The sequence below is a fragment of the Mycobacterium sp. ENV421 genome (genome assembly GCF_002887815.1).
GTDB lineage: Bacteria > Actinomycetota > Actinomycetes > Mycobacteriales > Mycobacteriaceae > Mycobacterium.
In genome coordinates this window covers 342,438-366,826 of record NZ_PDHO01000004.1, presented here as the reverse complement: position 1 = coordinate 366,826, position 24,389 = coordinate 342,438, and the positions used below count along the sequence as shown (strand labels likewise).

The window sequence follows — 24,389 nt, the reverse complement described above, 5'->3', positions numbered from 1 at the left end:
GCCGATGATACTACCCAACAGGGTGGAAAAGTAGGACACCGCCGAACACAATTTAGTGAAACGCCCCCCGAGAAATCGGGGGGCGTTTCCATTTGAATGTCCAATTCCATTGGCCGCTTTTCAATTATCCGAATTGTGACTGTCTGAGGCCTGCCCGTATCCTTTACAGGTGGTCGATGACAGGCAAGGCAATTCCGGTGGGCGTCCGCCCCGTCGTCCCCCGGCGGCCGGTGCCGGGAACCGCGATCGCTGGAGCAGCAGCCCGCCACGCCGGTCGGGGCCGGGCCGTGCCCGCCCCGCACAGCCACGGCAGACCTCTGGCGACGACAGCAGCACCGGGGCCCAGGCCGGTCCGGTCATTCCGTCGTCTATCGAGGCCAAGCAGCTAGCGCCCGAAATCCGGGGCGAGCTCTCAACTTTGGATCGTTCGACCGCCGACACCGTGGCCCGTCACCTGGTCGCGGCCGGCGAGCTGCTCGACGATGATCCGCAGGCCGCTCTGGAACACGCCCAGGCCGCGCGGGCTCGTTCCGGTCGCATCGCGGCAGTACGCGAGGCCGTCGGCATCGCCGCCTACCAGTGCGGTGACTGGGCCCAGGCGCTGTCCGAGTTCCGTGCTGCCCGGCGGATGGGCAGCAAGTCGCAATTGCTACCTCTGATCGCCGACTGCGAACGCGGCGTAGGGCGGCCTGAACGCGCCATCGAACTGGCGCGCAGCCCCGAAGCGGCCGAGCTCACCGGCGACGATGCCGACGAGCTGCGGATCGTCGCCGCAGGGGCGCGTGCCGACCTCGGTCAGCTCGAGCAGGCGCTGGTGGTGCTGTCCACCCCTCAACCCGACCCGTCTCGCACCGGCTCGACCGCTGCCCGACTGTTCTACGCCTACGCCGAGACGCTGCTCGCCCTCGATCGCGGTGAGGACGCGCTGCAGTGGTTCATCCATGCCGCCGCCGCCGACATCGAAGGCGTCACCGACGCCGAAGACCGGGTCGGCGAGCTGGCCTGAGATGACTACCCTTGCGCAGCAACATGATTGCTTGCTGCTCGATTTGGACGGCACCGTGTTTCGCGGTCATGAGCCGACCGAGGGAGCGATCGATGCCCTCGAGGTCGCGCAGACCCGCAAACTGTTCGTCACCAACAACGCCTCCCGCGCCGCAGAGGATGTGGCCGCGCACTTGCGCGAACTCGGCTTCGTCGCCGACGCAGCCGATGTGGTGACCAGTGCCCAGAGTGCGGCACGACTGCTGGCCCAGCAGCTGAAACCGGGATCCAAGGTGCTGGTCGTCGGGACCGATGCGCTGGCCGGCGAGGTCGAGGCGGTCGGACTGCAGCCGGTCAGGCGGTTCGATGACAAGCCCGTCGCCGTCGTGCAGGGACACTCCATGACGACCGGATGGCCCGACCTGGCCGAGGCCGCACTGGCCATCCGCTCCGGTGCGCTCTGGGTGGCCGCCAACGTCGACCGCACCCTGCCCACCGAGCGGGGCCTGTTACCCGGAAACGGCTCAATGGTCGCCGCACTGCGCACCGCCACCGACGCCGACTACCAGGTTGCGGGTAAGCCCGCTCCGGCACTGATGCGAGATGCGCTGGCGCGCGGCTCCTTTGGCACTCCGCTGGTGGTCGGTGACCGCCTGGACACCGACATCGCCGGCGCCAACGCCGCGGATCTGCCCAGCCTGATGGTGCTGTGCGGGGTCAGCACCGCGGCCGAGGCGGTGCACGCGGTCCCGGAGCAACGTCCCACCTACATCGGCGCCGACCTCCGCGATCTGCACACCGCCTCCGAGGCTCTGCGGGTAGCCGAGCAGGCAGCCTGGCGTGTCGAGGTCAGCGACGGTTCGGTGATCGTGACCACGGCAGACGCGGACCACAGCGGCGACGGGCTCTCGGTGGTTCGTGCCACCGCTCGTGCGGTGTGGGATGCGGCCGACGGCGAACGCCGACTTGCCGTGCGCGCCGGTGACGATGCCGCACGCGCCGCGCTGCAGCGCTGGTCCCTGCTGACGGCGCAGGATCAGCTAGCGTGAACGGTGATATGAACGCCGACCCCGAACAGATTCGCGCCGATATCGACGCCGTGCTGGCCCAGGTGCCCAGCGTCGATCCCGACAGCGTCGACGTCGCCGGTGTCGACATCGATGCCGTCGGAAGGCAGCTCGAGGAAGCGCACCAGATCTTGGTCAATGCGCTGGAATCGGTGGAGAAGGGCTGAGTTCGCGCATGACGCGGCGTGCCCGGGTTGACGCTGAGCTGGTCCGTCGCGGACTGGCGCGGTCACGACAGCAGGCCGCGGAACTCATCGGTGCCGGCCGGGTAAGCATTGACGGCATGCGTGCGGTCAAACCCGCCACCGCGGTCGCCGTCACCGCCAACCTGACCGTCGAGGCCGGCGACGAGCGGACCTGGGTGTCGCGCGGCGCCCACAAGCTGATCGGCGCCCTCGACGCCTTCGCCATCGACCCCGTCGGGCGGCGCTGCCTCGACGCGGGCGCTTCGACCGGCGGCTTCACCGAGGTGCTCCTGGATCGCGGCGCCACCGAAGTCGTGGCCGTCGACGTCGGCTACGGCCAGTTGGCCTGGGCGCTGCGCTCCGATTCGCGGGTGACGGTCATCGAGCGCACGAATGTGCGGGACCTGACGCCCGACGCGATCGGTGGCCCCGTCGACCTCGTGGTGTCCGACCTGTCGTTCATTTCACTCGCCACGGTGCTGCCCGCACTGACTGTCTGCGCGTCCGCGCACGCCGATATCGTTCCCATGGTGAAGCCACAGTTCGAGGTCGGTCGCGAGCAGGTCGGTGCCGGCGGCGTGGTGTCCGATCCGGAATTGCGGACCTCTGCGGTACTGGCTGTCGCCGCTCGCGCCGGTGAGCTCGGTTGGCAGACCGTCGGCGCGACCGCCAGCCCGTTGCCCGGCCCCTCGGGCAACGTCGAATACTTTCTGTGGCTGCGTGCCGAAACAGACAACGGATTGCACGGAGACGAACTGGACGCCGCGGTGCGCCGCGCCGTCGCGGAAGGACCGCAATGACTTCTGAGCGGGCGATCCTGCTCGTCGTACACACTGCCCGCGAGGAGGCCATCGAGACCGCCCGCCGGGTGGAAAAGGTGTTGGGCGACAACGGCATAGCGTTGCGGGTTCTCTCCGCCGAATCCGTGGACCGGGGCACCCATTTCGATCCCACCGAGATGCAGGCGGTGGGCTCGACAACCGAAGTGGTCGACGCCGATGCCAACGCGGCCGTCGGGTGCGAGCTGGTGCTCGTTCTCGGGGGTGACGGCACCTTCCTGCGGGCCGCCGAACTGGCCCGCAACGCGGAGATTCCGGTGCTCGGAATCAACCTGGGGCGCATCGGGTTCTTGGCGGAGGCCGAAGCCGAAGCCATCGACACCGTTCTCGAACACGTCGTCACCCGCACCTACCGCGTCGAGGAGCGGATGACCCTCGACATCGCGGTGCGCGCCGAGGGGGAGGTCATCGCCCGCGGTTGGGCCCTCAACGAGGCCAGCCTGGAAAAGGGCGCGCGGCTCGGGGTGATCGGTGTCGTACTGGAGATCGACGGCAGGCCGGTGTCCGCCTTCGGCTGCGACGGCGTCCTGGTGTCCAGCCCGACCGGGTCCACCGCCTACGCGTTCTCGGCAGGCGGCCCCGTGGTCTGGCCGGATCTGGAGGCAATGATCGTGGTGCCCAACAACGCTCACGCGTTGTTCGCGCGGCCGATGGTGACCAGCCCGACTGCGCTGATCGCGATCGAGATCGAGGACGACAGCCACGAGGCGCTGGTGTTCTGCGACGGTCGCCGCGAGATGCGGGTGCCTGCCGGCGGGCGGCTCGAGGTGACCAAGTGCACGACACCGCTGAAGTGGGTGCGTCTCGACAGCGCGCCGTTCACCGATCGTCTGGTGCGCAAGTTCCGGCTGCCGGTCACCGGCTGGCGAGGGCAGTGAATCGGCGATGCTGGCTGAAATCCGGATCGAGTCATTGGGCGCGATCAGCGCCGCCACCGCGGAGTTCGACCGCGGCCTGACCGTGCTGACCGGTGAGACCGGCACCGGCAAGACCATGGTGGTGACCGGACTGCACCTGCTGGGCGGGGCGCGCGCCGATGCCACCAGGGTGCGGTCGGGTTCTGAGCGGGCCGTCGTCGAGGGCCGTTTCGCCACTGCGGAACTCGATGACGCCACCGGCAAGCGGATCGACGAGATCCTGGATTCCTCGGGTGCCGACCGTGACGACGACGGCAGCATCATTGCGCTGCGCACCGTGAGCCGCGACGGGCCGTCGCGGGCCTACCTCGGCGGGCGTAGCGTGCCCGCCAAGTCGCTGTCGACCTTCACCTCGGAACTGCTGACACTGCACGGCCAGAACGACCAGCTGCGGCTGATGCGCCCCGAGGAACAGCGCGCCGCCTTGGACCGCTTCACCGGCGTCGACGCGAAACTCGAGCGCTACAAGAAGCTGCGCGACCAGTGGCAGGTGGCCCGGCGTGATCTGGTGGACCGGACCAACCGGGCGCGCGAGCTGGCTCAGGAGGCGGACCGGCTGAAGTTCGCGCTGACCGAGATCGACGGCGTCGACCCGACGCCAGGAGAAGACGAATCGCTGGTGGCCGACATCCGCCGGCTCTCCGAACTGGACGCGCTGCGCGAGGCGGTCGCCGGTGCCCGCGCCAACCTGTCGGCCGATGACCTCTCCGATGGTGAACCCCGTTCGGCCACAGATACTTTGGGGCGTGCAGCCGCCCTGCTGCAGTCCACTGACGATCCCGCGTTGGCGGCGTTGGCCCGCCAGCTCACCGACGCGCTGACCGTCGCCGGCGACGTCGCCCGGGAACTCGGCGATTTCCTGGGCGACCTGCCCGATGACGCCAGTGCCTTGGAGACCAAGCTGGCGCGTCAGGCCGAGCTGCGCAACCTGACCCGCAAGTACGCCGCGGACGTCAACGGTGTGCTGGCGTGGGCCAAGGAGTCCCGGGAGCGTCTGGCGCAGCTCGACGTATCCGAGGATGCGCTGGCCGGGCTGGGTCGCCGCGTCGACGAGCTCGCCGGTCAGGTGGCGACGTCCGCGCTGGAGCTGTCCAAAGCCCGCACCAAAGCGGCGAAGGGTTTGGCCAAGGCCATCACCGCCGAGCTGACCGGGCTGGCGATGACGCACGCCGACTTCAGCGTCACGGTGTCGCTGATGCCGGCCCGCGACGACGACAGCGCACCGTTGCGGTTGCCGTCGGGCGAGACCGTGCATGCCGGTGGCGAAGGCATCGACCTGGTCGAATTCGGGTTCACCGCACATCGTGGCACCGACGTCCTGCCGCTGAACAAGAGCGCGTCCGGTGGTGAGCTCTCCCGCGTGATGCTCGCATTGGAAGTGGTGCTCGCCGCGTCGGCGGAGGGCACCACGATGGTGTTCGACGAGGTGGACGCCGGCGTCGGTGGCCGGGCCGCGGTGCAGATCGGCCGCCGCCTGGCGCGGCTTGCCCGCAGCCACCAGGTCATCGTCGTCACCCATCTGCCGCAGGTCGCCGCGTACGCCGACAGCCACCTCGTCGTCGACAGCGCAGGCAACGGGACCAGCGGGGTGCGCCGCCTCGACACCGAGGAGCGGGTGGGCGAGCTGGCGCGGATGCTGGCCGGGCTGGGGGAGTCCGACACCGGCCGCGCGCACGCCCGCGAACTGCTCGACGCCGCGCAGGGCGACCGGGGACTCAGCTGAGCCGGATGACGACGGCGTAGCCGTCGTGGTCGCCGGGGCGCGGCGCGGGTCTGGCGACGCCCCCGGCCAGCAGGGCCGCGCCCACACCCAGCCCGACGAGCAGCCCGCTGAACCAGGTCGCGCGGGACATTCGGCTCATGCTCGGCTCCGTCGATCGGTTAGCTGACGGTAACCGGGGGGGTCTCGGATGCGGGAAATACACGTATCCGAACCGTGTTACTGCTGTGACAAGATGTGACTTGTGTGGCTGGTGTTACGGCGCGCCTCCGCCGATATCCGCCCGGTCGCCGACAGAATCCCAGCATGAAGATGTCAGCGCTTCTCTCCCGTAATACCGGTGCACGACCAGGAGTCGTGGGGACAGCCCGCGTCGATCGCGACATCGATCGCCTGCTGCGCCGCGTCGGCCCGGGGGACATCGTGGTGCTCGACATCCTTGACCTGGACCGGATGACCGCTGACGCTCTGGTCGACGCGAACATCGCCGGCGTGGTCAACGCCTCCCCGTCGATCTCGGGCCGATACCCGAACCTCGGCCCGGAAGTATTGGTGGCCAACAACATCACGCTGATCGACAGCGCGGGTCCCGAAGTCTTCAAGAAGATCAAAGACGGCGCGAAGATCCGGCTGCACAACGGTGGGGTGTACTCCGGCGATCGCAGGCTGGCCCTGGGCGTGGAGCGCAGCGATGAAGAGATCGCCGACCTCATGCAGGACGCCAAGACCGGGCTGGTTGCGCACCTGGAGGCATTCGCGGGCAACACGATCGAATTCATCCGCAGCGAGAGCCCGCTGCTGATCGACGGTATCGGCATCCCGGACATCGACGTCGACGTATACCGCCGCCACGTCCTGGTGGTGGCCGACGGCCCCGGCGCCGAAGACGACCTCAAGGCGCTCAAGCCCTTCATCAAGGAGTACCAACCGGTGCTCATCGGGGTGGAGAGCGGAGCGGACCTGCTGCAGAAGAACGGTTACCGGCCGCAGCTGATCGTCGGCAACCCCGACCAGATGAGCGCTGACGTGCTCAAGAGTGGTGCGCAGGTGGTCCTTCCCGCCGACGCCGACGGGCACGCCAACGGCCTGGAACGCATCCAGGACCTGGGCATCGGGGCGATGACGTTCCCCGCCGCCGGTTCGGCCGCCGATCTGGCGCTGTTGCTCGTCGACCACCACGGCGCCTCTTTGATCGTGACGGCCGGCCACTCGGCGAGCATCGAAGAGTTCTTCGACCGTTCGCGCCAGCAGAGCAACCCGTCGACCTTCCTCACCCGGCTGAAGGTCGGGGAGAAGCTCGTCGACGCGAAAGCTGTTGCCACGCTGTACCGCAATCACATCTCCGGTGGAGCGATCGCCATGCTGATCCTGGCGGTGCTGTTCGCGATCATCGCCGCGCTGTGGGTGTCGCGGGCCGACACATTCGTCATCGACTGGATTGTGACCTACTGGAACCGCTTCTCGCTGTGGGTGCAGAGCTGGGTGACCTAGGCGTAGAGCAGAAAGGCTCACCGCTGTGATTTCGCTACGCCACCATGCCATTTCGCTGGCTGCGGTGTTCCTTGCGCTGGCCGTCGGCGTGTTCCTGGGCTCCGGTGTGCTGTCCGACACGTTGCTGTCAGGGCTGCGCGACGAAAAGCAGGACCTCAACAAACAGATCACCTCGCTGACCGATCAGCGCAATGCGCTGAACGAAAAGCTCAGTGCTGCCGACGATTTCGACAAGCAGATGTCGAGCCGGATCGTCAAGGACGCGTTGGCGGGCAAGTCGGTGGTGTTGTTCCGCACCCCTGACGCCAACGACGACGACGTGGCGGCGACGAGCCGGCTGATCGGACAGGCCGGCGGTACCGTAACCGGCACGGTCGCGCTGACACAGCAGTTCGTCGACGCCAACTCCGCGGAGAAGCTGCGCTCGGTGGTCAACTCCTCGATCGTGCCCGCCGGCGCACAGCTGAGCACCACGCTGGTCGACCAGGGCTCGCAGGCCGGCGACCTGCTCGGTATCGCGCTGCTGATCAACCGCAACCCCGCGATCCGACCGGCGGACGACACCCAGCGCGACACCGTGCTGGCCGCGCTACGTGACACCGGCTTTTTGACCTATCAGGGCGATCGCCTGGCCGCGGCCAACACCGCCGTCGTGGTGACCGGGGGAGCTCTGGGCGACGACGCCGGTAACCAGGGGTCCACGGTCGCCCGGTTCGCCGCGGGGATGGCCCCGCACGGGTCGGGCACGGTGCTCGCCGGCCGGGATGGATCAGCCACCGGAACCGCGGCGCTCGCGGTGACGCGGGCTGACGCCGGGATGGCGGCCGACGTGACCACCGTCGACGACATCAGTTCCGAGTCGGGCCGGATCACCACCGTGCTGGCCCTGCAGAACCTGATCAATGGGGCGCCGTCGGGCAAGTTCGGCATCGGGCCGGGCGCCGCGTCGCTCACCGTTCCGCAGTAGACGCGGGGCAACGCAGAGGTAACGAAGGCCACTGGCGTGTTAGCGCAAGCTTGTCGGGGTCGGTGTTAGGGTGAGATTCCGTGGGTAGGCAGGCCCCAGGCAGTTCCCAGCGATCCCCTGCCCGACGTCACGGAGGTTGCTCTTGCCCCCACTGCGCAAGCACCCGCAGACCGCCACCAAGCACATCTTCGTCAGCGGTGGAGTTGTCTCGTCCCTCGGTAAGGGCCTGACCGCCAGCAGCCTCGGTCAATTGCTGACCGCGCGCGGTCTGCAGGTGACGATGCAGAAGCTCGACCCGTATCTGAACGTCGATCCGGGAACGATGAACCCGTTCCAGCACGGTGAAGTGTTCGTCACCGAGGACGGCGCCGAGACCGACCTCGACGTCGGGCACTACGAGCGCTTCCTGGACCGCAATCTGTCCGGCTCGGCCAATGTGACCACCGGGCAGGTGTATTCGTCGGTGATCGCCAAGGAGCGTCGCGGCGAGTACCTCGGCGACACCGTGCAGGTGATCCCGCACATCACCGACGAGATCAAGGGCCGCATCCTGGCGATGGCCGAGCCCGATGCGTCGGGCAACCGACCCGACGTGGTGATCACCGAGATCGGTGGCACCGTCGGTGACATCGAGTCGCTGCCGTTCGTGGAGGCCGCGCGCCAGGTCCGCCACGAAGTCGGCCGGGAGAACTGCTTCTTCCTGCATGTCTCGCTGGTGCCGTATCTGGCGCCGTCTGGCGAGCTGAAGACCAAACCCACCCAGCACTCGGTGGCCGCGCTGCGCAGCATCGGTATCAGCCCCGACGCGCTGATCCTGCGCTGCGACCGTGACGTGCCCGAGCCGCTGAAGAACAAGATCGCGCTGATGTGTGACGTCGACATCGACGGGGTGATCTCCACGCCCGATGCGCCGTCCATCTATGACATTCCGAAGGTGCTGCACCGCGAGGAACTCGACGCCTATGTGGTGCGCCGGCTGAATCTGCCGTTCCGCGATGTGGACTGGACGCAGTGGAACGACCTGCTGCGCCGGGTCCACGAGCCCAAGGAAACGGTCCGAATCGCGTTGGTGGGCAAGTACGTCGACCTCTCGGACGCCTATCTGTCGGTGGCAGAGGCGTTGCGCGCCGGCGGGTTCGCTCATCGCGCCAAAGTCGAGATGCGCTGGGTCGCCTCCGACGACTGCGAGACCGACAACGGTGCGGCCGTCGCGCTGGGTGACGTGCATGCCGTGCTCATCCCCGGCGGGTTCGGCATTCGCGGCATCGAAGGCAAGATCGGCGCGATCCGCCACGCCCGCCATCGTGGGCTGCCGGTGCTGGGTCTGTGCCTCGGGCTGCAGTGCATCGTGATCGAGGCGGCCCGATCGGTCGGACTGACCGAAGCCAACTCGGCCGAATTCGACCCGGCCACACCGGATCCGGTGATCTCCACGATGGCCGACCAGCGTGAGGCTGTCGCCGGGGAGGCCGACCTGGGTGGCACCATGCGGTTGGGTGCTTACCCGGCGACGCTGGAAGTCGGTTCGATTGTCGCCGAGGCGTACGACTCGACCCATGTGTCCGAGCGTCACCGGCACCGCTACGAGGTCAACAACTCGTATCGCGACCGGATCGCAGAGAGCGGTTTGCAGTTCTCGGGCACCTCACCGGACGGCCATCTGGTCGAGTTCGTCGAATACCCGCGCGATGTGCATCCGTTCCTGGTCGGCACGCAGGCACATCCGGAGCTCAAGAGCCGGCCGACCCGCCCACATCCGCTGTTCGTCTCGTTCGTCGGTGCTGCCATCGACTACAAGGCGGCCGAGCGGTTGTCTTTGGAGATCCCGGAGCAGCACTCCAACGGCAAGGAACACCCGGAAGAGGCGGCCCAGCCGCTGGCCGAGCAGGTTCCAGAGCACTCAGCCCGTGGCTGACCACGACTTCGAGACCGTCTCTTCTGAAACCGCTTATCGCGGAAACATTCTCGCCCTGCGAGTCGATCAGGTCCGGATGCCGGGCGGCAATATCGCCAAGCGCGAGGTCGTCGAGCATTACGGTGCCGTGGCAGTCGTCGCGGTCGACGACGCCGGCCGGGTGGCGATGGTCTACCAATACCGGCACCCGATCGGGCGCCGGCTGTGGGAGTTACCCGCGGGGCTACTCGACGAGCCGGGGGAGGACCCGACCGAAGCCGCGGCGCGGGAACTGCGCGAGGAGACCGGCCTGACCGCCGAACGCTGGGACGTGCTGGTCGACCTGATGTCCTCGCCAGGGTTCAGCGACGAGGCGTTGCGCGTGTATCTCGCCCGGAGCCTCACCGACGTCGGGCGGCCCCAGGGGCACGATGAAGAAGCCGATATGGAAGTGCACTGGGTCCACATCGCCGACGCGGTGCAGCAGGTGCTGTCCGGGGAGATCGTGAATTCCACTGCGGTGGCGGGCATCTTGGCCGCACACGCGGTGATCGTCGACGACAAGTCGCCCCGCCCCGTCGATGTGCCGTTCCGGGATCGCCCGACGGCGTTCGCCGCGGGGAAGGCCCGCTCATGACGACGTTCTCGGCCGATCTCCCGGGTCGCTCCGCTCCTGCCCTCCGAACCCCCTTGGACGATCAGCTGCAGGGCTATCTCGACCACTTGACCATCGAGCGCGGGGTGGCGGCCAACACCATCAGCTCCTACCGGCGCGACCTGCGCCGCTACGTCGAGCATTTGTCGTCGCGCGGCATCGATGACCTGACCAACGTCAGCGAGAACGACGTCAGCGAGTTCCTGGTGGCGCTGCGCCGCGGCGATCCGGACACCGGCGCGACGCCGCTGTCGGCGGTATCGGCCGCGCGCGCACTGATTGCGGTGCGCGGCTTTCACCGGTTCGCCGCCGCCGAGGGGATCATCGGCATCGACGTCGCCCGCGCGGTCAAGCCGCCGACCCCGAGCCGTCGACTCCCCAAGAGCCTCACCCTCGACGAGGTCTTGGCCCTCCTCGAGGGCGCCGGCGGGGACAGCCCGTCGGACGGACCGCTGACGTTGCGCAATCGCGCCCTGCTCGAGCTGTTGTATTCCACCGGCGCGCGGATCTCCGAGGCTGTCGGCCTCGACGTCGACGACATCGACACCGAGGCCCGGTCGGTGCTGCTGCGCGGCAAGGGCGGCAAGCAGCGCCTGGTGCCTGTCGGCCGCCCGGCGATCGCGGCGCTGGACGCCTACCTGGTGCGTGGCCGTCCGGATCTGGCGCGCCGGGGCCGCGGCACGCCGAAGATCTTCCTCAACGCCCGCGGCGGGCAGCTGTCGCGGCAGAGCGCCTGGCAGGTGCTGCAGGACGCCGCCGAACGGGCAGGCATCTCCTCGGCGGTGTCACCGCACACGCTGCGGCACTCCTTCGCCACCCATCTTCTCGACGGCGGTGCCGACGTCCGCGTCGTCCAGGAACTCCTCGGCCACGCCTCGGTCACCACGACGCAGATCTACACGCTGGTCACCGTGCATGCCCTGCGCGAGGTCTGGGCCGGCGCACATCCGCGGGCATGATGTCGCGGGTCTGCCTCGTGTGGCGGCGACACACCGTTAGACTTTCGCGGATGTTCGCCACGCCGCCGAAAAGCCTGCTGACGGGGGGCACGGCGTGACCGACGAGGCAGACGAAGCCACACCGATCGGTCTCACCGGCCGCCCGCCCCGCCACATTCCCGAACCACAGCCGCTGACCTCGCACGGGCCGGCCACGGTCATTTCGATGTGCAACCAGAAGGGCGGGGTCGGCAAGACCACCTCGACGATCAACCTGGGGGCGGCGCTGGCCGAGTACGGCCGGCGGGTGCTGCTGGTCGATCTGGATCCGCAGGGCGCGCTGTCGGCGGGTCTGGGCGTGCCGCACTACGAGCTGACCCACACCGTGCACAACCTGATGATCGAACCGCGGGTGAGCATCGACGAGGTGCTGATCAACACGCGGGTGAAGAACCTGGACCTGGTGCCCAGCAACATCGACCTGTCGGCCGCCGAGATCCAGCTGGTCAACGAGGTCGGACGCGAGCAGACCCTGGCGCGCGCGCTGCACCCCGTCCTCGATCGCTACGACTACGTCCTGATCGACTGCCAGCCGTCGCTGGGCCTGCTCACCGTCAATGCGCTGGCCTGCTCCGACGCGGTGGTCATCCCGACCGAATGTGAATACTTCTCGCTGCGCGGGCTGGCCCTGCTCACCGACACCGTCGACAAGGTGCGTGAGCGGCTCAATCCGCGGCTGACGATCAGCGGCATCCTGATCACCCGGTTCGACAACCGCACCGTCAATGCCCGTGAGGTGATGGCGCGGGTGCTGGAGCGCTTCGGCGATCTGGTGTTCGACACCGTCATCAGCCGCACCGTGCGCTTCCCCGAGACCAGTGTCGCCGGCGAGCCCATCACCACCTGGGCACCGAAATCCGTTGGTGCACAGGCATATCGATCGCTGGCCCGTGAGGTCATCGACCGCTTCGGCAAGTGACCGAATCGCCGGCGCCCGAAAAGGGCTTCCGTGTCAGGCTGACGAACTTCGAGGGCCCGTTCGATCTGCTGTTGCAGTTGATCTTTGCCCACCGCCTCGATGTGACCGAGGTCGCGCTGCATCAGGTCACCGACGAATTCATTGCGTACACCAGGGAGATCGGGCCGAAGCTCGAGCTCGACGAGACCACCACCTTTTTGGTGATTGCTGCCACACTGCTGGACCTCAAGGCCGCGCGGCTGCTGCCCGCCGGCGATGTGCACGACGAGGAGGATCTGGCGCTGCTCGAGGTGCGCGACCTGTTGTTCGCCCGGCTGCTGCAGTACCGCGCGTTCAAGCACGTCGCCGAGATGTTCGCCGAACTGGAGGCCGCAGCGCTGCGGAGCTACCCCCGGGCGGTGACGGTCGAGGATCGCTTCGCCGACCTTCTTCCCGAGGTCATGCTGGGTGTTGATGCCGCCGCCTTCGCCGACATCGCCGCTGCGGCGTTCACCCCGCGACCGGTTCCCACCGTCGGGACCGAGCACTTGCATGCCTCGCAGGTGTCGGTGCCGGAGCAGGCCGAGCTGCTGTTGGAGTTCCTGTCGTCACGCGGGGCGGGGCAGTGGGCGTCGTTCAAGGAACTGGTGGCCGACTGCGAGGCGCCGATCCAGATCGTCGGACGGTTCTTGGCGCTGCTCGAACTGTATCGGGCCAGGACGGTAGCATTCGAGCAGCCAGAACCACTTGGTGTGCTCCAGGTTTCATGGACCGGCGACCGGGTTGTGAACGAAGAGCTGGTCCGAGCCGAGTGGGAAGAAGAGCAGAACCAATCATGACCGACGACGCAGCCGACATACCCGACGTGGACCTCGCGTCCGACTCGGAAGCCGATTTGGCTACTGACGTCGCTCTCCCCGAGATGGACGACGACGAGCTGGTCCGGGTGCTGGAGGCGTTGTTGCTGGTCGTCGACACCCCGGTCAACGCCGAAACGCTCGCGTCGGTGACCGAGCAACCGCTAGAGCGGATCACCGCCACCCTGGGGCGGTTGGCAGCAGCGCTGGCGGACCGCGACAGCGGTATCGACCTGCGCGAGGCGGGCGGTGGCTGGCGCATGTACACCCGGGCGCGGTTCGCGCCGTACGTGGAGCGGCTGCTGCTGGACGGATCGCGGTCGAAGCTCACCCGCGCGGCGCTGGAGACGCTGGCGGTGGTCGCCTACCGGCAGCCGGTGACCCGGGCTCGGGTCAGCGCGGTCCGCGGCGTCAACGTCGATGCGGTGATCCGCACGTTGGTGGCGCGCGGGCTGATCACCGAGGCGGGCACCGACGAGGACACCGGCGCAACGACGTTCGCGACCACCGAGCTGTTTCTCGAGCGGCTCGGGCTGTCGTCGCTGACCGATCTTCCCGACATCGCGCCGCTGCTTCCTGACGTCGACGTGATCGACGACCTGAGCGAAAACCTGGATGCCGAACCACGTTTCGCCAAGCTGGCCGGCGTCTCGGCAGCCGATCCGAACGTCTCGATCGATGTGGACACCGATGCCTGAACCAGAAGGAGTGCGGCTGCAGAAGGTCCTGTCGCAGGCGGGAGTCGCCTCGCGACGGGTGGCCGAGCGGATGATCGTCGACGGGCGGGTAGAGGTCGACGGACGGATCGTCACCGAATTGGGCACCCGGGTCGATCCGGCCAACGCCGACATCAGAGTCGACGGGTCACGGATCGTCGTCGACGACTCGATGATGTACCTGGCGATCAACAAGCCCGTCGGAATGCATTCGACGATGTCGGACGAGCGGGGCCGGCCGTGCGTCGGTGATCTGGTGGAGCACCGAGTCCGCGGCAACAAGAACCTCTTTCACGTCGGACGCCTGGACGCCGACACCGAAGGTCTGCTGCTGCTGACCAACGACGGGGAGCTTGCGCATCGGTTGATGCACCCGTCCTTCGAGGTGCCCAAGACCTATTTGGCAACGGTAACCGGTTCGGTTCCACGGGGTCTGGGTAAGACGCTGCGCGCCGGCATCGAGCTGGACGACGGACCGGTCAAGGTCGACGACTTCGCGGTGGTCGATGCGGTGCCGGGAAAGACACTGCTGCGGGTGACGCTGCACGAGGGGCGTAAGCGGATCGTGCGCCGGCTGTTGGCGGCGGCGGGTTATCCGGTTGAGGCGCTGGTCCGGGTGAGCATCGGTGAGGTGACGCTGGGTGAACAGCGGCCCGGCAGCATCCGTGCGTTGACGCGCAAGGAAGTCGGCGATCTGTACAAGGCGGTTGGTCTGTGAGTCGATGCGTTGTAGCGGTCGATGGGCCAGCCGGGACCGGAAAGTCGTCGGTGTCACGGGGTTTGGCGCGTGCATTGGGCGCCCACTACTTGGACACCGGTGCGATGTACCGACTCGTGACGCTGGCGATGCTGCGTGCCCACATCGACTTGACCGACGCCGGCGCCGTCGCGGCAGCCTCCGATGTGGCGCTGTCGGTGGGTTCTGACCCAGACATCGACCGGGCTTACCTTGGCGCTGAAGATGTTTCGGCCGAGATTCGGGGCGATGAGGTCACCCGGGCGGTCTCGGCGGTCTCTGCGGTCCCTGAGGTACGCACCCGGATGGTGGCGTTGCAACGTGAATTGGCGGCAGGGGCCGACAGGATCGTGGTCGAAGGCCGTGACATCGGCACGGTCGTGCTGCCGGATGCCGACGTGAAGATCTTTCTGACCGCGTCGGCCGAGACGCGGGCGCGCCGCCGCAACGATCAGAACGTCGCGACCGGGCTGCCCGATGACTACGACACGGTGCTGGCAGACGTGATCCGCCGCGACCACCTGGATTCCACCCGCACGGTGTCGCCGTTGCGACCGGCGGAGGACGCGATCATCGTCGACACCAGTGACATGACCCAGGACCAGGTGGTGGCCAATCTGCTTGATCTGGTCGAAAAGCGAAGTGGTGCAATGCGATGAGCGAAGACGGCACGTGGTCTGACGAAAGCGATTGGGAGCTTTCCGAGGAGGGATTCGACGACGACGAGGAGGCGCTGGCGCCGCCACCGGTGGTGGCAGTGGTCGGCCGGCCCAACGTCGGCAAGTCCACCTTGGTCAACCGCATTCTCGGCCGGCGTGAGGCCGTCGTGCAGGACCTGCCCGGGGTGACCCGCGACCGGGTGTCCTACGACGCGTCCTGGACCGGGCGGCGTTTCGTCGTGCAGGACACCGGCGGGTGGGAGCCGGACGCCAAAGGTTTGCAGCAGTTGGTCGCCGAGCAGGCCTCGGTGGCGATGCAGACTGCCGATGCGGTGATCCTGGTCGTCGACGCGACGGTCGGTGCTACCAGTGGCGACGAGGCGGCAGCTCGAATTCTGCGCCGATCAGGCAAACCAGTGTTTTTGGCGGCCAACAAGGTTGACAACGAGAAGGGCGAGGCCGACGCAGCCGCGCTGTGGTCGCTCGGGCTGGGGGAGCCGCACCCGATCAGTGCCATGCACGGCCGCGGGGTGGCCGATCTGCTGGACGAGGTGGTCGCGGATCTGCCTGCCCAATCCGAGGTGGCTCAGGCCACCGGCGGACCGCGACGGGTGGCGCTGGTGGGCAAGCCCAATGTCGGCAAGAGCTCGCTGCTGAACCGGTTGGCGGGCGCTGAGCGTTCGGTGGTGCACGACGTCGCGGGAACCACGGTGGACCCGGTGGACTCGCTGATCGAACTAGGCGGCAAGACATGGCGTTTCGTCGACACCGCCGGCTTGCGCCGCCGGGTCGGGCAGGCCAGCGGCCACGAGTTCTACGCGTCGGTCCGCACGCACAGCGCGATCGATGCCGCCGAGGTGGTCGTCGTCCTGATCGATGCGTCGCAACCACTCACCGAACAGGACCAGCGTGTCCTGACGATGGTGATCGAAGCGGGGCGGGCGCTGGTGCTGGCGTTCAACAAATGGGACCTCGTCGACGAGGACCGGCGTTATCTGCTGGACCGCGAGATCGACCGCGAACTCGCTCAGCTGCAGTGGGCGCCGCGGGTGAACATCTCCGCCAAGAGCGGGCGCGCGGTGCAGAAGCTGGTGCCGGCGATGGAGACCTCGCTGGCGTCGTGGGATTCCCGCATCTCGACCGGGCAGCTCAACACGTGGATCAAGGAAGTGGTCGCGGCCACCCCGCCGCCGGTGCGCGGCGGCAAGCAACCGCGGATCCTGTTCGCCACCCAGGCCACCGCCCGCCCGCCCACATTTGTGCTGTTCACCAGTGGTTTCTTGGAGGCCGGCTATCGGCGGTTCCTGGAGCGGCGGCTGCGCGAGACCTTCGGTTTCGAGGGCACCCCGATCCGGATAAACGTGCGGGTGCGGGAGAAGCGCAAGCTCAAGCCGCGTTGATTCGGCGGGTTTGACGGTATTTGGCCGCTGCTGGGCATAGATTGCCGGGCATGGAGTTTGCTACCTCATTGGCGCCGACGCGCCGACTGGTCTATGGCATTGCCGGTTTGATGATCGCTGCGGCGCCTGCCGTCGCCGTGTTCTCAGGTGCGTTCGACGGTGCCGTGCCCCGAGTGCTGGCGTGCTCGGAATCCGACACCGAGGACAGCTTCTCGATGGACTGCGCGCCGTCGATGATCCCCGACACCAGCGACATGCTGACCGAAGCCGAGGTCGCCGAGCCCGGCTGGAACGGCGGCGACCATGGTGGAGGTCCGGCCGGTGGCGCACCCGGAAGCGGCGGCCACCGCTAGGTCGTGAGCCCCCGGTTTCCGTACGTGTCGAAGTGGACGACGTCCTCAACCGGCCTGCGGGTGGTCGGGCCGTAGCGTCCGCGCGGCCAGCCGAGCGGGACCACGCAGATCGGGGTCACCGACAGCGGTAGGCCCAGGATCCTGCGCGCCGAGGTGACGTTCCACAGCGGCATGGTGATCAGGGATGCACCCAGTCCCATCGCCCTGGCGGCCAGCAGCAGGTTCTGCACGCTGGGATAGATCGAGCCGAAGTACGACGTTTCGCCCACGAACGGCGTCGGGACGTAGGGCACGCGGGTGCCGCCGCGCAGGCAGGGAACCACCAGGACCGGTATCTCGCTGAAGTGCTCGACTTGCCATTCCACTGCCTTGAGGATCTTCAGCATCGACTCGTCGTTGGCGGCTTGCCGCCTGCCGAGGGCTCCGTAGATCGACCAGGGCTGGCGGTAGCGCTTGCCGAGTTGATCCTTGACACGTTGGTCTTTGACGACGATGAACTCCCAGTTCTGGCCGTTGGACCCGGTGGGAGCGCGCAGTGCGAGTTCGATGCACTTCACCACGATGGCGTCGTCCACCGGATCGGGTTTGACCCGCCGGATCGCGCGCTGGGTCATCATCGCATCGATCAGCGGCATGGAGAGGTTGGCCAGCGCCTCGTCGGTACTCGGAATCTCGCTCATGGGAATAACAGGCTAGGCGGCTCGCCGCCGGAGTAGGGCGGTGTGCCGTATCACGCTGCAGGCGAGCGTGTTTGGTGGCTGCTGCAGGCCCCGTCGGTGCTGACCGGTTCGCCGGATAGGGTTCGTTGGTGTCCGTTGCCCACATGATCGTGATCGTCCTGGCCGGGATGGGGGCCGGCGCCATCAATTCGCTGGTCGGTTCCGGCACGCTGATCACCTTCCCGACGTTGGTGACGCTCGGGTTCCCGCCGGTGACGGCGACGATGTCGAACGCGATCGGCCTGGTGGCCGGCGGGGTGTCGGGTACCTGGGGGTATCGCAAGGAACTCCGCGGGCAGTGGGATCGACTGCGCTGGCAGATTCCGGCATCGCTGATCGGCGCGGCGATCGGGGCGTTCCTGCTGCTGCACCTGCCGGAGAAGGTGTTCACGCAGATCGTTCCGGTGCTGTTGGTCGGCGCCCTGGTGCTGGTGGTGATCGGGCCGCGTATTCAGGCCTATGCCCGGACCCGCGCCGAGGCCGCAGGCCGCTCGGCCGAGCATGTGTCGCCCAAACGGATGACGGCCCTGGTCGTCGGCACCTTCGCCGTGGGCATTTACGGCGGGTACTTCACCGCGGCGCAGGGCATCCTGCTGATCGGGGTGATGGGCGCGCTGCTGCCCGAGGACATGCAGCGCATGAACGCGGCCAAGAACATGCTGTCGCTGCTGGTGAACATCGTCGCGGCCGTGGCCTACACCATCGTTGCGTTCGACCGGGTGAGCTGGGAGGCGGCCGGGCTGATCGCCATCGGGTCGCTGTTCGGCGGCTGGCTGGGTGCACACTACGGACGGCGGCTGTCGCCGAACGTGCTGCGGGCCGTCATCGTGGTGGTCGGGCTGATCGGGTTGTACCGGTTGTTGACGGTGTAGCCGAGCGACCAGCTGACGTAGACCCTCTCGCGCGCAACCACGTTGCGTTGTCGAGACCGGTCGGGCTGACAGGATTTGAACCTGCGACCCCTTCACCCCCAGTGAAGTGCGCTACCAAGCTGCGCCACAGCCCGCGTGCCCGCCGAAGCTACCGACGGGCGCCAGGGAACGATACATCAGTGGCAGCTGAAACTCCGAAACGGTCGACACGTGCCGGACAGAGCGCCGGCAGCCCGAAAGTCAGTTCACGGAGCCGGTGGGGAGAGGGATTCGTCGGCCAGCGCGGCACTGAGCCCCCGGGTAGCCGCAGCGAGTTGTTCGCCCATCCGGGTGACGTCGGCGCCGCTCATCGGTTCGGGACTCGGAACAAGGCTCAGGATCAGGGCAATACGTGAATCCGCAGCCAAGACCGGCGAGTCGATATGGCTCACCTCGTAGGTTCGGTCGCTGTCCAGGCTGACCGGAAACCACTGCTCCTGATGGATCAGCTCGTCGGTCAACGCCTGGGCCAGCTCGCTGAGCCGCGTGGAGCGAACCTCGGCGCTACGGACGATGAGCGCCAGTTCCTGCAAGCGCAGATCGGGCAACAGATGAAGCCCGACCGCGTAGCCACGCTGTTCGGCGGCGGCGATGGCGTCGCGGTATCGCTCGCGTACGTCGTCGGGCAGCGCGGTCAGCCACCGCTCCCGAGCGTGCACCCCGGCCCAGGCCACCGTCGACGCGCCATACGGCGGGCGGTGCGGGAACTGTGTGCCGATCGGCATCGGATGGCCACCGCCGAGGCGGCTGCGAACTTGGTCGACGACGGTGGAGTGGTCGTCATCGACCGAGAAGGCGACGCAGTGCGCACCGGTCGCTGCGGACAGTTCGATCATCGCCGAGCGGGCCAGCGCCAGGGCCGGGAAGTGGCCTGCCGCCTCCCGGCCGAGGCGTACCAGCGCGGGACCCAGGTGATACGTCTTGCGAACCGGATCGCGCAGCAGCCAGCCGGCCCGCAGAAGTTCCGCCAGCATCGAGTGGCAGCTCGCCTTGTGAACGTTCAAGTAGCGCGACACCTCGGCCAACGTCAGCCCGTCGCGTCCCTCGCCGGCCAGGTGCTCGAACAGTTTCACGACCCGCTCGGTCTGCGGAGATGGGCGCGGCGGCATCGACCGATGGTCGCATAATGCGACTGCTTGCGATGATATACGCGACCATGTGACGATGCCCACAATGAAGGACCTACGGGGCGCAGTGGCGGTCGTAACCGGGGGCGCCGGCGGGATCGGACGCGCCATGGGTAGGCGGTTCGGCCAAGAAGGCATGAAGGTCGTGCTGGCCGACGTCCTTGCCGAACCACTCGACGAGGCAACCCGCGCTCTGACAGACGACGGCATCGAGGCGATCGGCGTGGTCACCGACGTCACCGACTACTCCTCGGTCGAATCGCTCGCCAGGCACGCTCTCGACCGATTCGGCGCCGTGCATGTGGTGTGCAACAACGCCGGCACCGGCGCGGTGTCCGAGGGGTACATGTGGGAACACGATCTTGCGGACTGGCGCTGGGGCATCGACGTCAACGTCCTCGGCGTCATCCACGGCATCAAGGCGTTCGTGCCGATCCTGCTCGACCAGGGCGAGGGCCACGTCGTCAACACGTGTTCGGGGAACGGCGGTTTCGCGCCGATCGCCCGCGGCGCGATGGGCGGCCCGGCCACCGCGGTGTACCCGATGACCAAGGCCGCCGTGCTGTGCCTGACCGAAAGCCTCTACACGCACCTGGAGATGACCGGGACCGGCGTGCGCGCACATGTGCTCTTCCCCGGCGGCTTCTTGAACACCGGCATCTGGGAATCGTGGCGGCACCGGCCGCAGCAGTATGCGGCCACTCAGGAACGCCGCACCGAGTTGCAGACCCTGGCCAACGTGGTCGCCCGCTTCGAAACAGCCGGCGCACACGTGGAATTCACGCCGCTGGAGACGGTCGCCGCTCAGGTCATCGAGGGCCTCCGGACAGACAGCTTCTGGATGATGGGGCCACCCGCGCCCTCTGATGACGTGGTGAGCAAGAAGGCGGCCTCGATCATCGCGCGCGGCGAACCCGACTACCTGGTCGACGTCCTCGGCAGGCACGCCGGGCAGAGCGCCGAGAACAATGGAGGAAACCGATGAGCGTCAACACCGTTCGCTACGGCCCGCGCCCACCCGAGGCGCGGGTCGACCACGAAGTCGATGCCACCAAGGCGCCCATCGCCACCGAGGCGGTGACCGTCACCTATCTCACCGATCCGGAGATCGTCGCCGCGGTCCTGCCCAAGCCGCTCGAACCGGCGGCCGAACCCCTGGTCCGCGTCCAGTTGCAGCGGGTCGAGATCGAGGGCCGGCCCCCGTTCGGGTCAGCGGTGTTCTCGGTGCGGGCCCGGCACGGCGACGTCGACGGCGACTACCCGTTGTTCATGCCGCAGTCCACCGAACAATCCGTCACCGGTGGACGCGAAACCTTCGGTGAGCCAAAGAAGTTGGCCGACATCCGAGTGGACCGCGACGCCGACGATGTCACTGCCACCGTCGCCCGGCTGGGATATCCGCTCATCACGGTGAGCGGGCGCGTCACCGGACCGGCAGAGTTGCCGCCCGACCAGGTGAACACCGAGTTCTACTTCAAGTTCCTGCGCGCCCCCGACGGCGACGGCATCACCGATCCGCACCTGGTCTACGGCGAGTACCACCGGCATTACGAGCTGCTGGAGAACATCGACGGCACAATCGAGTTGGGGGAGTCGCCGCTGGACCCGGTGGCCGACATCGTGGTCCGTCAGCTCACATCGATCACATGGTGCCGCCGACGAACCGTTCAGGTCGGCAGGATCGCCGAGCGGGTTCCGGCGGAGTGGCTGTTGCCCTACGTCCACCAGCGCTACGACGACGTCGCTCTGCTCGCCGCGCCGAGGCCCGAACCGACGCGGGTGTAGCGGATGGACCGGTACACCGTCATCTCAGCCGACTGCCATGCCGGCGCCGACCTGCTCGACTACCGCGACTATCTCGACCCGGGATTCCGTGACGAATTCGACAGGTGGACATCGACGTACGTCAATCCGTTCGCCGATCTCGCCGACGCCGACGCCGAACGCAACTGGGATAGCGACCGTCGCAACTCCGACCTGGATGCCGAGGGCGTCGCCGGTGAGGTGATCTACCCCAACACGATTCCGCCGTTCTTTCCCTCGTCGAGCCTGGCGGCCACGCCGCCGGAGACCGCCCGCGAGCTCGAGCTGCGTTGGGCCGGGCTGCGCGCGCACAATCGCTGGCTTGCCGACTTCTGCTCGCTGTCGCCCGAGCGGCGTGCCGGGGTGGGGCAGATTCTGCTGCAGGACCTCGACGAAGCCGTCGCCGAGGTGGCGCAGATCGCGAAACTCGGTCTGCGCGGCGGGGTTCTGCTGCCGGGGATACCGCCAGGAGCGGCCATCCCACAGCTGTACGCCGAGCACTGGGAACCGCTGTGGGCGGCATGCGCCGAGGCCGGTCTGGTGGTCAATCACCACGGCGGCAATGCCGGACCCAGTCCTCTCGACGGCTGGGGCAGCTCATTCGCCATATGGGTATACGAGACGCACTGGTTCGCGCACCGGGCACTGTGGCACCTGATCTTCAGCGGCGCGATGGATCGTCATCCGGACCTCACCGTGGTGTTCACCGAGCAGGGTGCCGGGTGGATACCGGCCACCCTGGACTCCCTCGACGTTGCGGCGGCCCGCTACGCGCGAGAAGGATCCGCGATCGCCCGCTTCGCCGGGCCCACCGCGGGCTCGCTATCTCTCAAGCCCAGCGAGTTCTGGGCCCGCCAATGCTATGTCGGGGCCAGTTTCATGCGGCCGGTCGAATGCGCCGAACGGCACGAGATCGGCGTCGACCGGATCATGTGGGGAAGCGACTACCCACACCTGGAGGGAACCGGCTTCTTCACCCGAGAAGCGTTGCGCTACACCTTCTCCGGTGTGGCGACCGAGGAAGTCGCGGCCATGCTCGGCGGTAACGCGGCGGCCGTCTACGGCTTCGACCTGGCGGCGCTCCAGCCTCTGACCGACCGGATCGGCCCGACCGTCGCCGAGGTCGCCGAGCCGCTGACGGAGGTGCCCGCAGGTGCGAGCAGCACCGTCTTCGAGCCCGACCCCATCCGTACCTGGTAATCGAAAGGCCCATCGTGAACAACGCTGCCCCGTACCTCATCATCTCCGCCGACACGCACGCCGAGCTCCCGACCGAGCGGTACCGCGAATACGTCGATCCCGAATACCGCGAGGACTTCGAGGCTTACCTCGCCGAGAAGCAGGCCGCGGCGCAGGCCGGCGGGTTCATCGACGAGGAGTTCGCGCAAACCTGGTTCGACGAGCACGGCGAGGGGATCGCCGGCGGATGGGATGTCGCCCAACGGGATAAGGAACTCGACGGGGATGGTGTGGCCGGCGAGGTCATCTTCCCAGACGCTGACGCGGTGACGGGCGTGGCGGGAGCTCCGTTCGGTGCCGGCCTGGGCCAGTCGGGCGACCTCGACCCCGGTCGGGCGATGGCCGGTGCACGAGCCCACAACCGGTGGTTGTCCGAGTTGTGCAGCCACAGTCCGGAGCGGCGGGCCGGAGTCGCGGTGATCCCGATCCTGGCCGACGTCGATGCGGCGGTCGCCGAGATCACCCGGGCCGCCGAAGCCGGTCTGCGGGGCGGGATCCTGATCCCCGTGCTCTGGGGTGACTACCCGCCGTATCACGACCGTCGTTACGACAAGGTCTGGGCCGCCTGCCAGGACCTGCAGATGCCGGTGCACACCCACGTGGGTCCCGCTCCGAGCGCGGAGTACGGCGAGCACCTGGGGATCTACACCACCGAGGTGCGGTGGTGGGGAGCCCGGCCGCTGTGGTTCGCCCTGTGGGCCGGGGTGTTCGAGCGTTTCCCCGCACTGCGCTGGGGTGCCACCGAGTGCGGTGCGTTCTGGGCCAACGATCTGCTGTGGTTGATGGACACCCGCTTCCTGCGGGAGCATTCGGCGAAGAAGATGAGCCGAGCGCTCGAGGGTGATCTGACCATGCCGCCCTCGGCGTACTTCGACCGGAACTGCTTCATCGGGGCCACCACGACCGAGCGTCGTGAACTGGCGCGCCGGTACGAGATCGGTGTTCCGAACATGCTGTGGGGCAACGACTATCCGCATCCGGAAGGAACCTGGCCGAACACCCGTAAGTGGCTGCGGCATGCGTTCTGGGACATCCCCATCGACGAGACCCGGCAGATGCTGGGGCTGGCGGCGGCCGAGATCTACCACTTCGATCAGAAAGCTCTGGCCCCGCTCGTCGAACGTATCGGCCCGACGCCGGACGACCTCGGGCAGGATGACGCGGTGAGCATTCCGAAGTGGGAGGCGGCACGGCAGGCCGGCCGGCACTGGCTCACGGATACCGAGCCCCTGGCCGACCTGGTGGAGAACTGAT

26 protein-coding genes and 1 tRNA gene are annotated in these 24,389 nt (G+C 67.7%); 23 read left to right on the top strand and 4 right to left on the bottom strand.

Annotation, left to right across the window (positions count from 1 at the left end; genetic code table 11):
- Positions 1–169 precede the first annotated feature (169 nt).
- Genes CRM90_RS08125 through recN form a run of 6 tightly spaced genes read left to right on the top strand, consistent with a single transcriptional unit; the run spans position 170 to position 5,715 of the window.
- Positions 170–1,006 carry a tetratricopeptide repeat protein gene (locus CRM90_RS08125; RefSeq protein WP_102806457.1) on the top strand — a complete coding sequence of 279 codons (837 nt, stop codon included), beginning with the start codon at positions 170–172 and terminating at the stop codon, positions 1,004–1,006.
- Position 1,007: 1 nt separating this feature from the next.
- Positions 1,008–2,033, top strand: a complete 1,026-nt coding sequence (locus tag CRM90_RS08120) for an HAD-IIA family hydrolase (protein ID WP_102806456.1) — start codon at positions 1,008–1,010, stop codon at positions 2,031–2,033.
- The gene (locus CRM90_RS08115) at positions 2,030–2,218 is read left to right on the top strand and encodes a hypothetical protein (protein WP_102806455.1); all 189 of its coding nucleotides are present in this window, start codon (positions 2,030–2,032) and stop codon (positions 2,216–2,218) included. Before CRM90_RS08120 ends, CRM90_RS08115 begins: the two co-directional genes overlap by 4 nt.
- Positions 2,219–2,226: 8 nt before the next feature.
- Positions 2,227–3,036, top strand: a complete 810-nt coding sequence (locus CRM90_RS08110; RefSeq protein ID WP_102806454.1) for a TlyA family RNA methyltransferase — start codon at positions 2,227–2,229, stop codon at positions 3,034–3,036.
- Entirely contained in the window at positions 3,033–3,953 is a 921-nt protein-coding gene (locus CRM90_RS08105; RefSeq protein ID WP_102806453.1) for an NAD kinase, read from the top strand. The genes CRM90_RS08110 and CRM90_RS08105 overlap by 4 nt, the downstream gene beginning before the upstream one ends.
- Before the next feature lie 7 nt (positions 3,954–3,960).
- On the top strand, positions 3,961–5,715 hold the full coding sequence (gene recN / locus CRM90_RS08100) for a DNA repair protein RecN (RefSeq protein WP_102806452.1): 1,755 nt from the start codon (positions 3,961–3,963) through the stop codon (positions 5,713–5,715).
- On the opposite strand, the gene CRM90_RS30480 is transcribed toward recN, so the two are convergent.
- Positions 5,708–5,854: a hypothetical protein gene (locus CRM90_RS30480; protein WP_158248995.1), complete on the bottom strand. Its 147-nt coding sequence runs from the start codon at positions 5,852–5,854 to the stop codon at positions 5,708–5,710. The two genes, recN and CRM90_RS30480, sit on opposite strands and share 8 nt — an antisense overlap.
- Before the next feature lie 164 nt (positions 5,855–6,018).
- On the opposite strand from CRM90_RS30480, the gene steA reads away from it, so the two are divergent.
- The 12 genes from steA to CRM90_RS08040 all read left to right on the top strand — a co-directional run bounded on the left by steA (position 6,019) and on the right by CRM90_RS08040 (position 17,336).
- The gene (gene steA, locus CRM90_RS08095; protein ID WP_102806451.1) at positions 6,019–7,203 is read left to right on the top strand and encodes a putative cytokinetic ring protein SteA; all 1,185 of its coding nucleotides are present in this window, start codon (positions 6,019–6,021) and stop codon (positions 7,201–7,203) included.
- Between the two features lie 25 nt (positions 7,204–7,228).
- Positions 7,229–8,170: a copper transporter gene (locus tag CRM90_RS08090; protein ID WP_102806450.1), complete on the top strand. Its 942-nt coding sequence runs from the start codon at positions 7,229–7,231 to the stop codon at positions 8,168–8,170.
- Between the two features lie 151 nt (positions 8,171–8,321).
- Entirely contained in the window at positions 8,322–10,085 is a 1,764-nt protein-coding gene (pyrG, locus tag CRM90_RS08085; protein ID WP_199189823.1) for a CTP synthase, read from the top strand.
- Positions 10,078–10,701 (top strand): NUDIX domain-containing protein, encoded by a 624-nt coding sequence (locus tag CRM90_RS08080; protein ID WP_102806449.1) that lies wholly within the window; start codon positions 10,078–10,080, stop codon positions 10,699–10,701. Before pyrG ends, CRM90_RS08080 begins: the two co-directional genes overlap by 8 nt.
- Positions 10,698–11,678 (top strand): site-specific tyrosine recombinase XerD, encoded by a 981-nt coding sequence (gene xerD / locus CRM90_RS08075; RefSeq protein ID WP_102806448.1) that lies wholly within the window; start codon positions 10,698–10,700, stop codon positions 11,676–11,678. Before CRM90_RS08080 ends, xerD begins: the two co-directional genes overlap by 4 nt.
- Before the next feature lie 94 nt (positions 11,679–11,772).
- On the top strand, positions 11,773–12,636 hold the full coding sequence (locus CRM90_RS08070) for a ParA family protein (protein WP_036344816.1): 864 nt from the start codon (positions 11,773–11,775) through the stop codon (positions 12,634–12,636).
- Positions 12,633–13,454, top strand: a complete 822-nt coding sequence (locus tag CRM90_RS08065; RefSeq protein ID WP_036344817.1) for a segregation/condensation protein A — start codon at positions 12,633–12,635, stop codon at positions 13,452–13,454. Before CRM90_RS08070 ends, CRM90_RS08065 begins: the two co-directional genes overlap by 4 nt.
- An 83-nt stretch (positions 13,455–13,537) precedes the next feature.
- Entirely contained in the window at positions 13,538–14,170 is a 633-nt protein-coding gene (gene scpB / locus CRM90_RS08060) for an SMC-Scp complex subunit ScpB (RefSeq protein WP_502693247.1), read from the top strand.
- A complete protein-coding gene (locus tag CRM90_RS08055; protein ID WP_102806446.1) occupies positions 14,163–14,906 on the top strand; it encodes a pseudouridine synthase in 744 nt (247 codons plus the stop codon). The genes scpB and CRM90_RS08055 overlap by 8 nt, the downstream gene beginning before the upstream one ends.
- Complete coding sequence (gene cmk / locus CRM90_RS08050; RefSeq protein WP_102806445.1) at positions 14,903–15,583, top strand: (d)CMP kinase; 681 nt, start codon at positions 14,903–14,905, stop codon at positions 15,581–15,583. The genes CRM90_RS08055 and cmk overlap by 4 nt, the downstream gene beginning before the upstream one ends.
- A complete protein-coding gene (gene der / locus CRM90_RS08045) occupies positions 15,580–16,983 on the top strand; it encodes a ribosome biogenesis GTPase Der (RefSeq protein WP_102806444.1) in 1,404 nt (467 codons plus the stop codon). Before cmk ends, der begins: the two co-directional genes overlap by 4 nt.
- Before the next feature lie 50 nt (positions 16,984–17,033).
- Complete coding sequence (locus CRM90_RS08040) at positions 17,034–17,336, top strand: hypothetical protein (protein ID WP_102806443.1); 303 nt, start codon at positions 17,034–17,036, stop codon at positions 17,334–17,336.
- On the opposite strand, the gene CRM90_RS08035 is transcribed toward CRM90_RS08040, so the two are convergent.
- The gene (locus CRM90_RS08035) at positions 17,333–18,016 is read right to left on the bottom strand and encodes a nitroreductase family protein (protein ID WP_102806442.1); all 684 of its coding nucleotides are present in this window, start codon (positions 18,014–18,016) and stop codon (positions 17,333–17,335) included. The genes CRM90_RS08040 and CRM90_RS08035 overlap by 4 nt on opposite strands.
- A 143-nt stretch (positions 18,017–18,159) precedes the next feature.
- Here CRM90_RS08035 and CRM90_RS08030 point away from each other — a divergent pair, with 143 nt between their 5' ends.
- Complete coding sequence (locus CRM90_RS08030; protein ID WP_502693246.1) at positions 18,160–18,927, top strand: sulfite exporter TauE/SafE family protein; 768 nt, start codon at positions 18,160–18,162, stop codon at positions 18,925–18,927.
- 60 nt (positions 18,928–18,987) lie between these two features.
- Here CRM90_RS08030 and CRM90_RS08025 read toward each other — a convergent pair.
- Together CRM90_RS08025 and CRM90_RS08020 are read right to left on the bottom strand one after the other, a co-directional pair.
- Positions 18,988–19,061 (bottom strand) — tRNA-Pro (locus CRM90_RS08025).
- A gap of 111 nt (positions 19,062–19,172) precedes the next feature.
- Positions 19,173–20,075, bottom strand: coding sequence for a helix-turn-helix domain-containing protein (locus CRM90_RS08020; protein WP_102806440.1), 903 nt, complete (start codon positions 20,073–20,075; stop codon positions 19,173–19,175).
- A 64-nt stretch (positions 20,076–20,139) separates the two neighbouring features.
- On the opposite strand from CRM90_RS08020, the gene CRM90_RS08015 reads away from it, so the two are divergent.
- From CRM90_RS08015 to CRM90_RS08000, 4 genes are read left to right on the top strand one after another with little or no spacing between them, the layout of a single operon-like run.
- Positions 20,140–21,078, top strand: a complete 939-nt coding sequence (locus CRM90_RS08015; protein ID WP_102806439.1) for an SDR family NAD(P)-dependent oxidoreductase — start codon at positions 20,140–20,142, stop codon at positions 21,076–21,078.
- Positions 21,075–21,878, top strand: a complete 804-nt coding sequence (locus CRM90_RS08010; RefSeq protein WP_102806438.1) for an acetoacetate decarboxylase family protein — start codon at positions 21,075–21,077, stop codon at positions 21,876–21,878. The genes CRM90_RS08015 and CRM90_RS08010 overlap by 4 nt, the downstream gene beginning before the upstream one ends.
- Positions 21,879–21,881: 3 nt before the next feature.
- Positions 21,882–23,096: an amidohydrolase family protein gene (locus CRM90_RS08005; protein WP_102806437.1), complete on the top strand. Its 1,215-nt coding sequence runs from the start codon at positions 21,882–21,884 to the stop codon at positions 23,094–23,096.
- A gap of 14 nt (positions 23,097–23,110) precedes the next feature.
- Positions 23,111–24,388, top strand: a complete 1,278-nt coding sequence (locus CRM90_RS08000; protein WP_102806436.1) for an amidohydrolase family protein — start codon at positions 23,111–23,113, stop codon at positions 24,386–24,388.
- Position 24,389 lies beyond the last annotated feature (1 nt).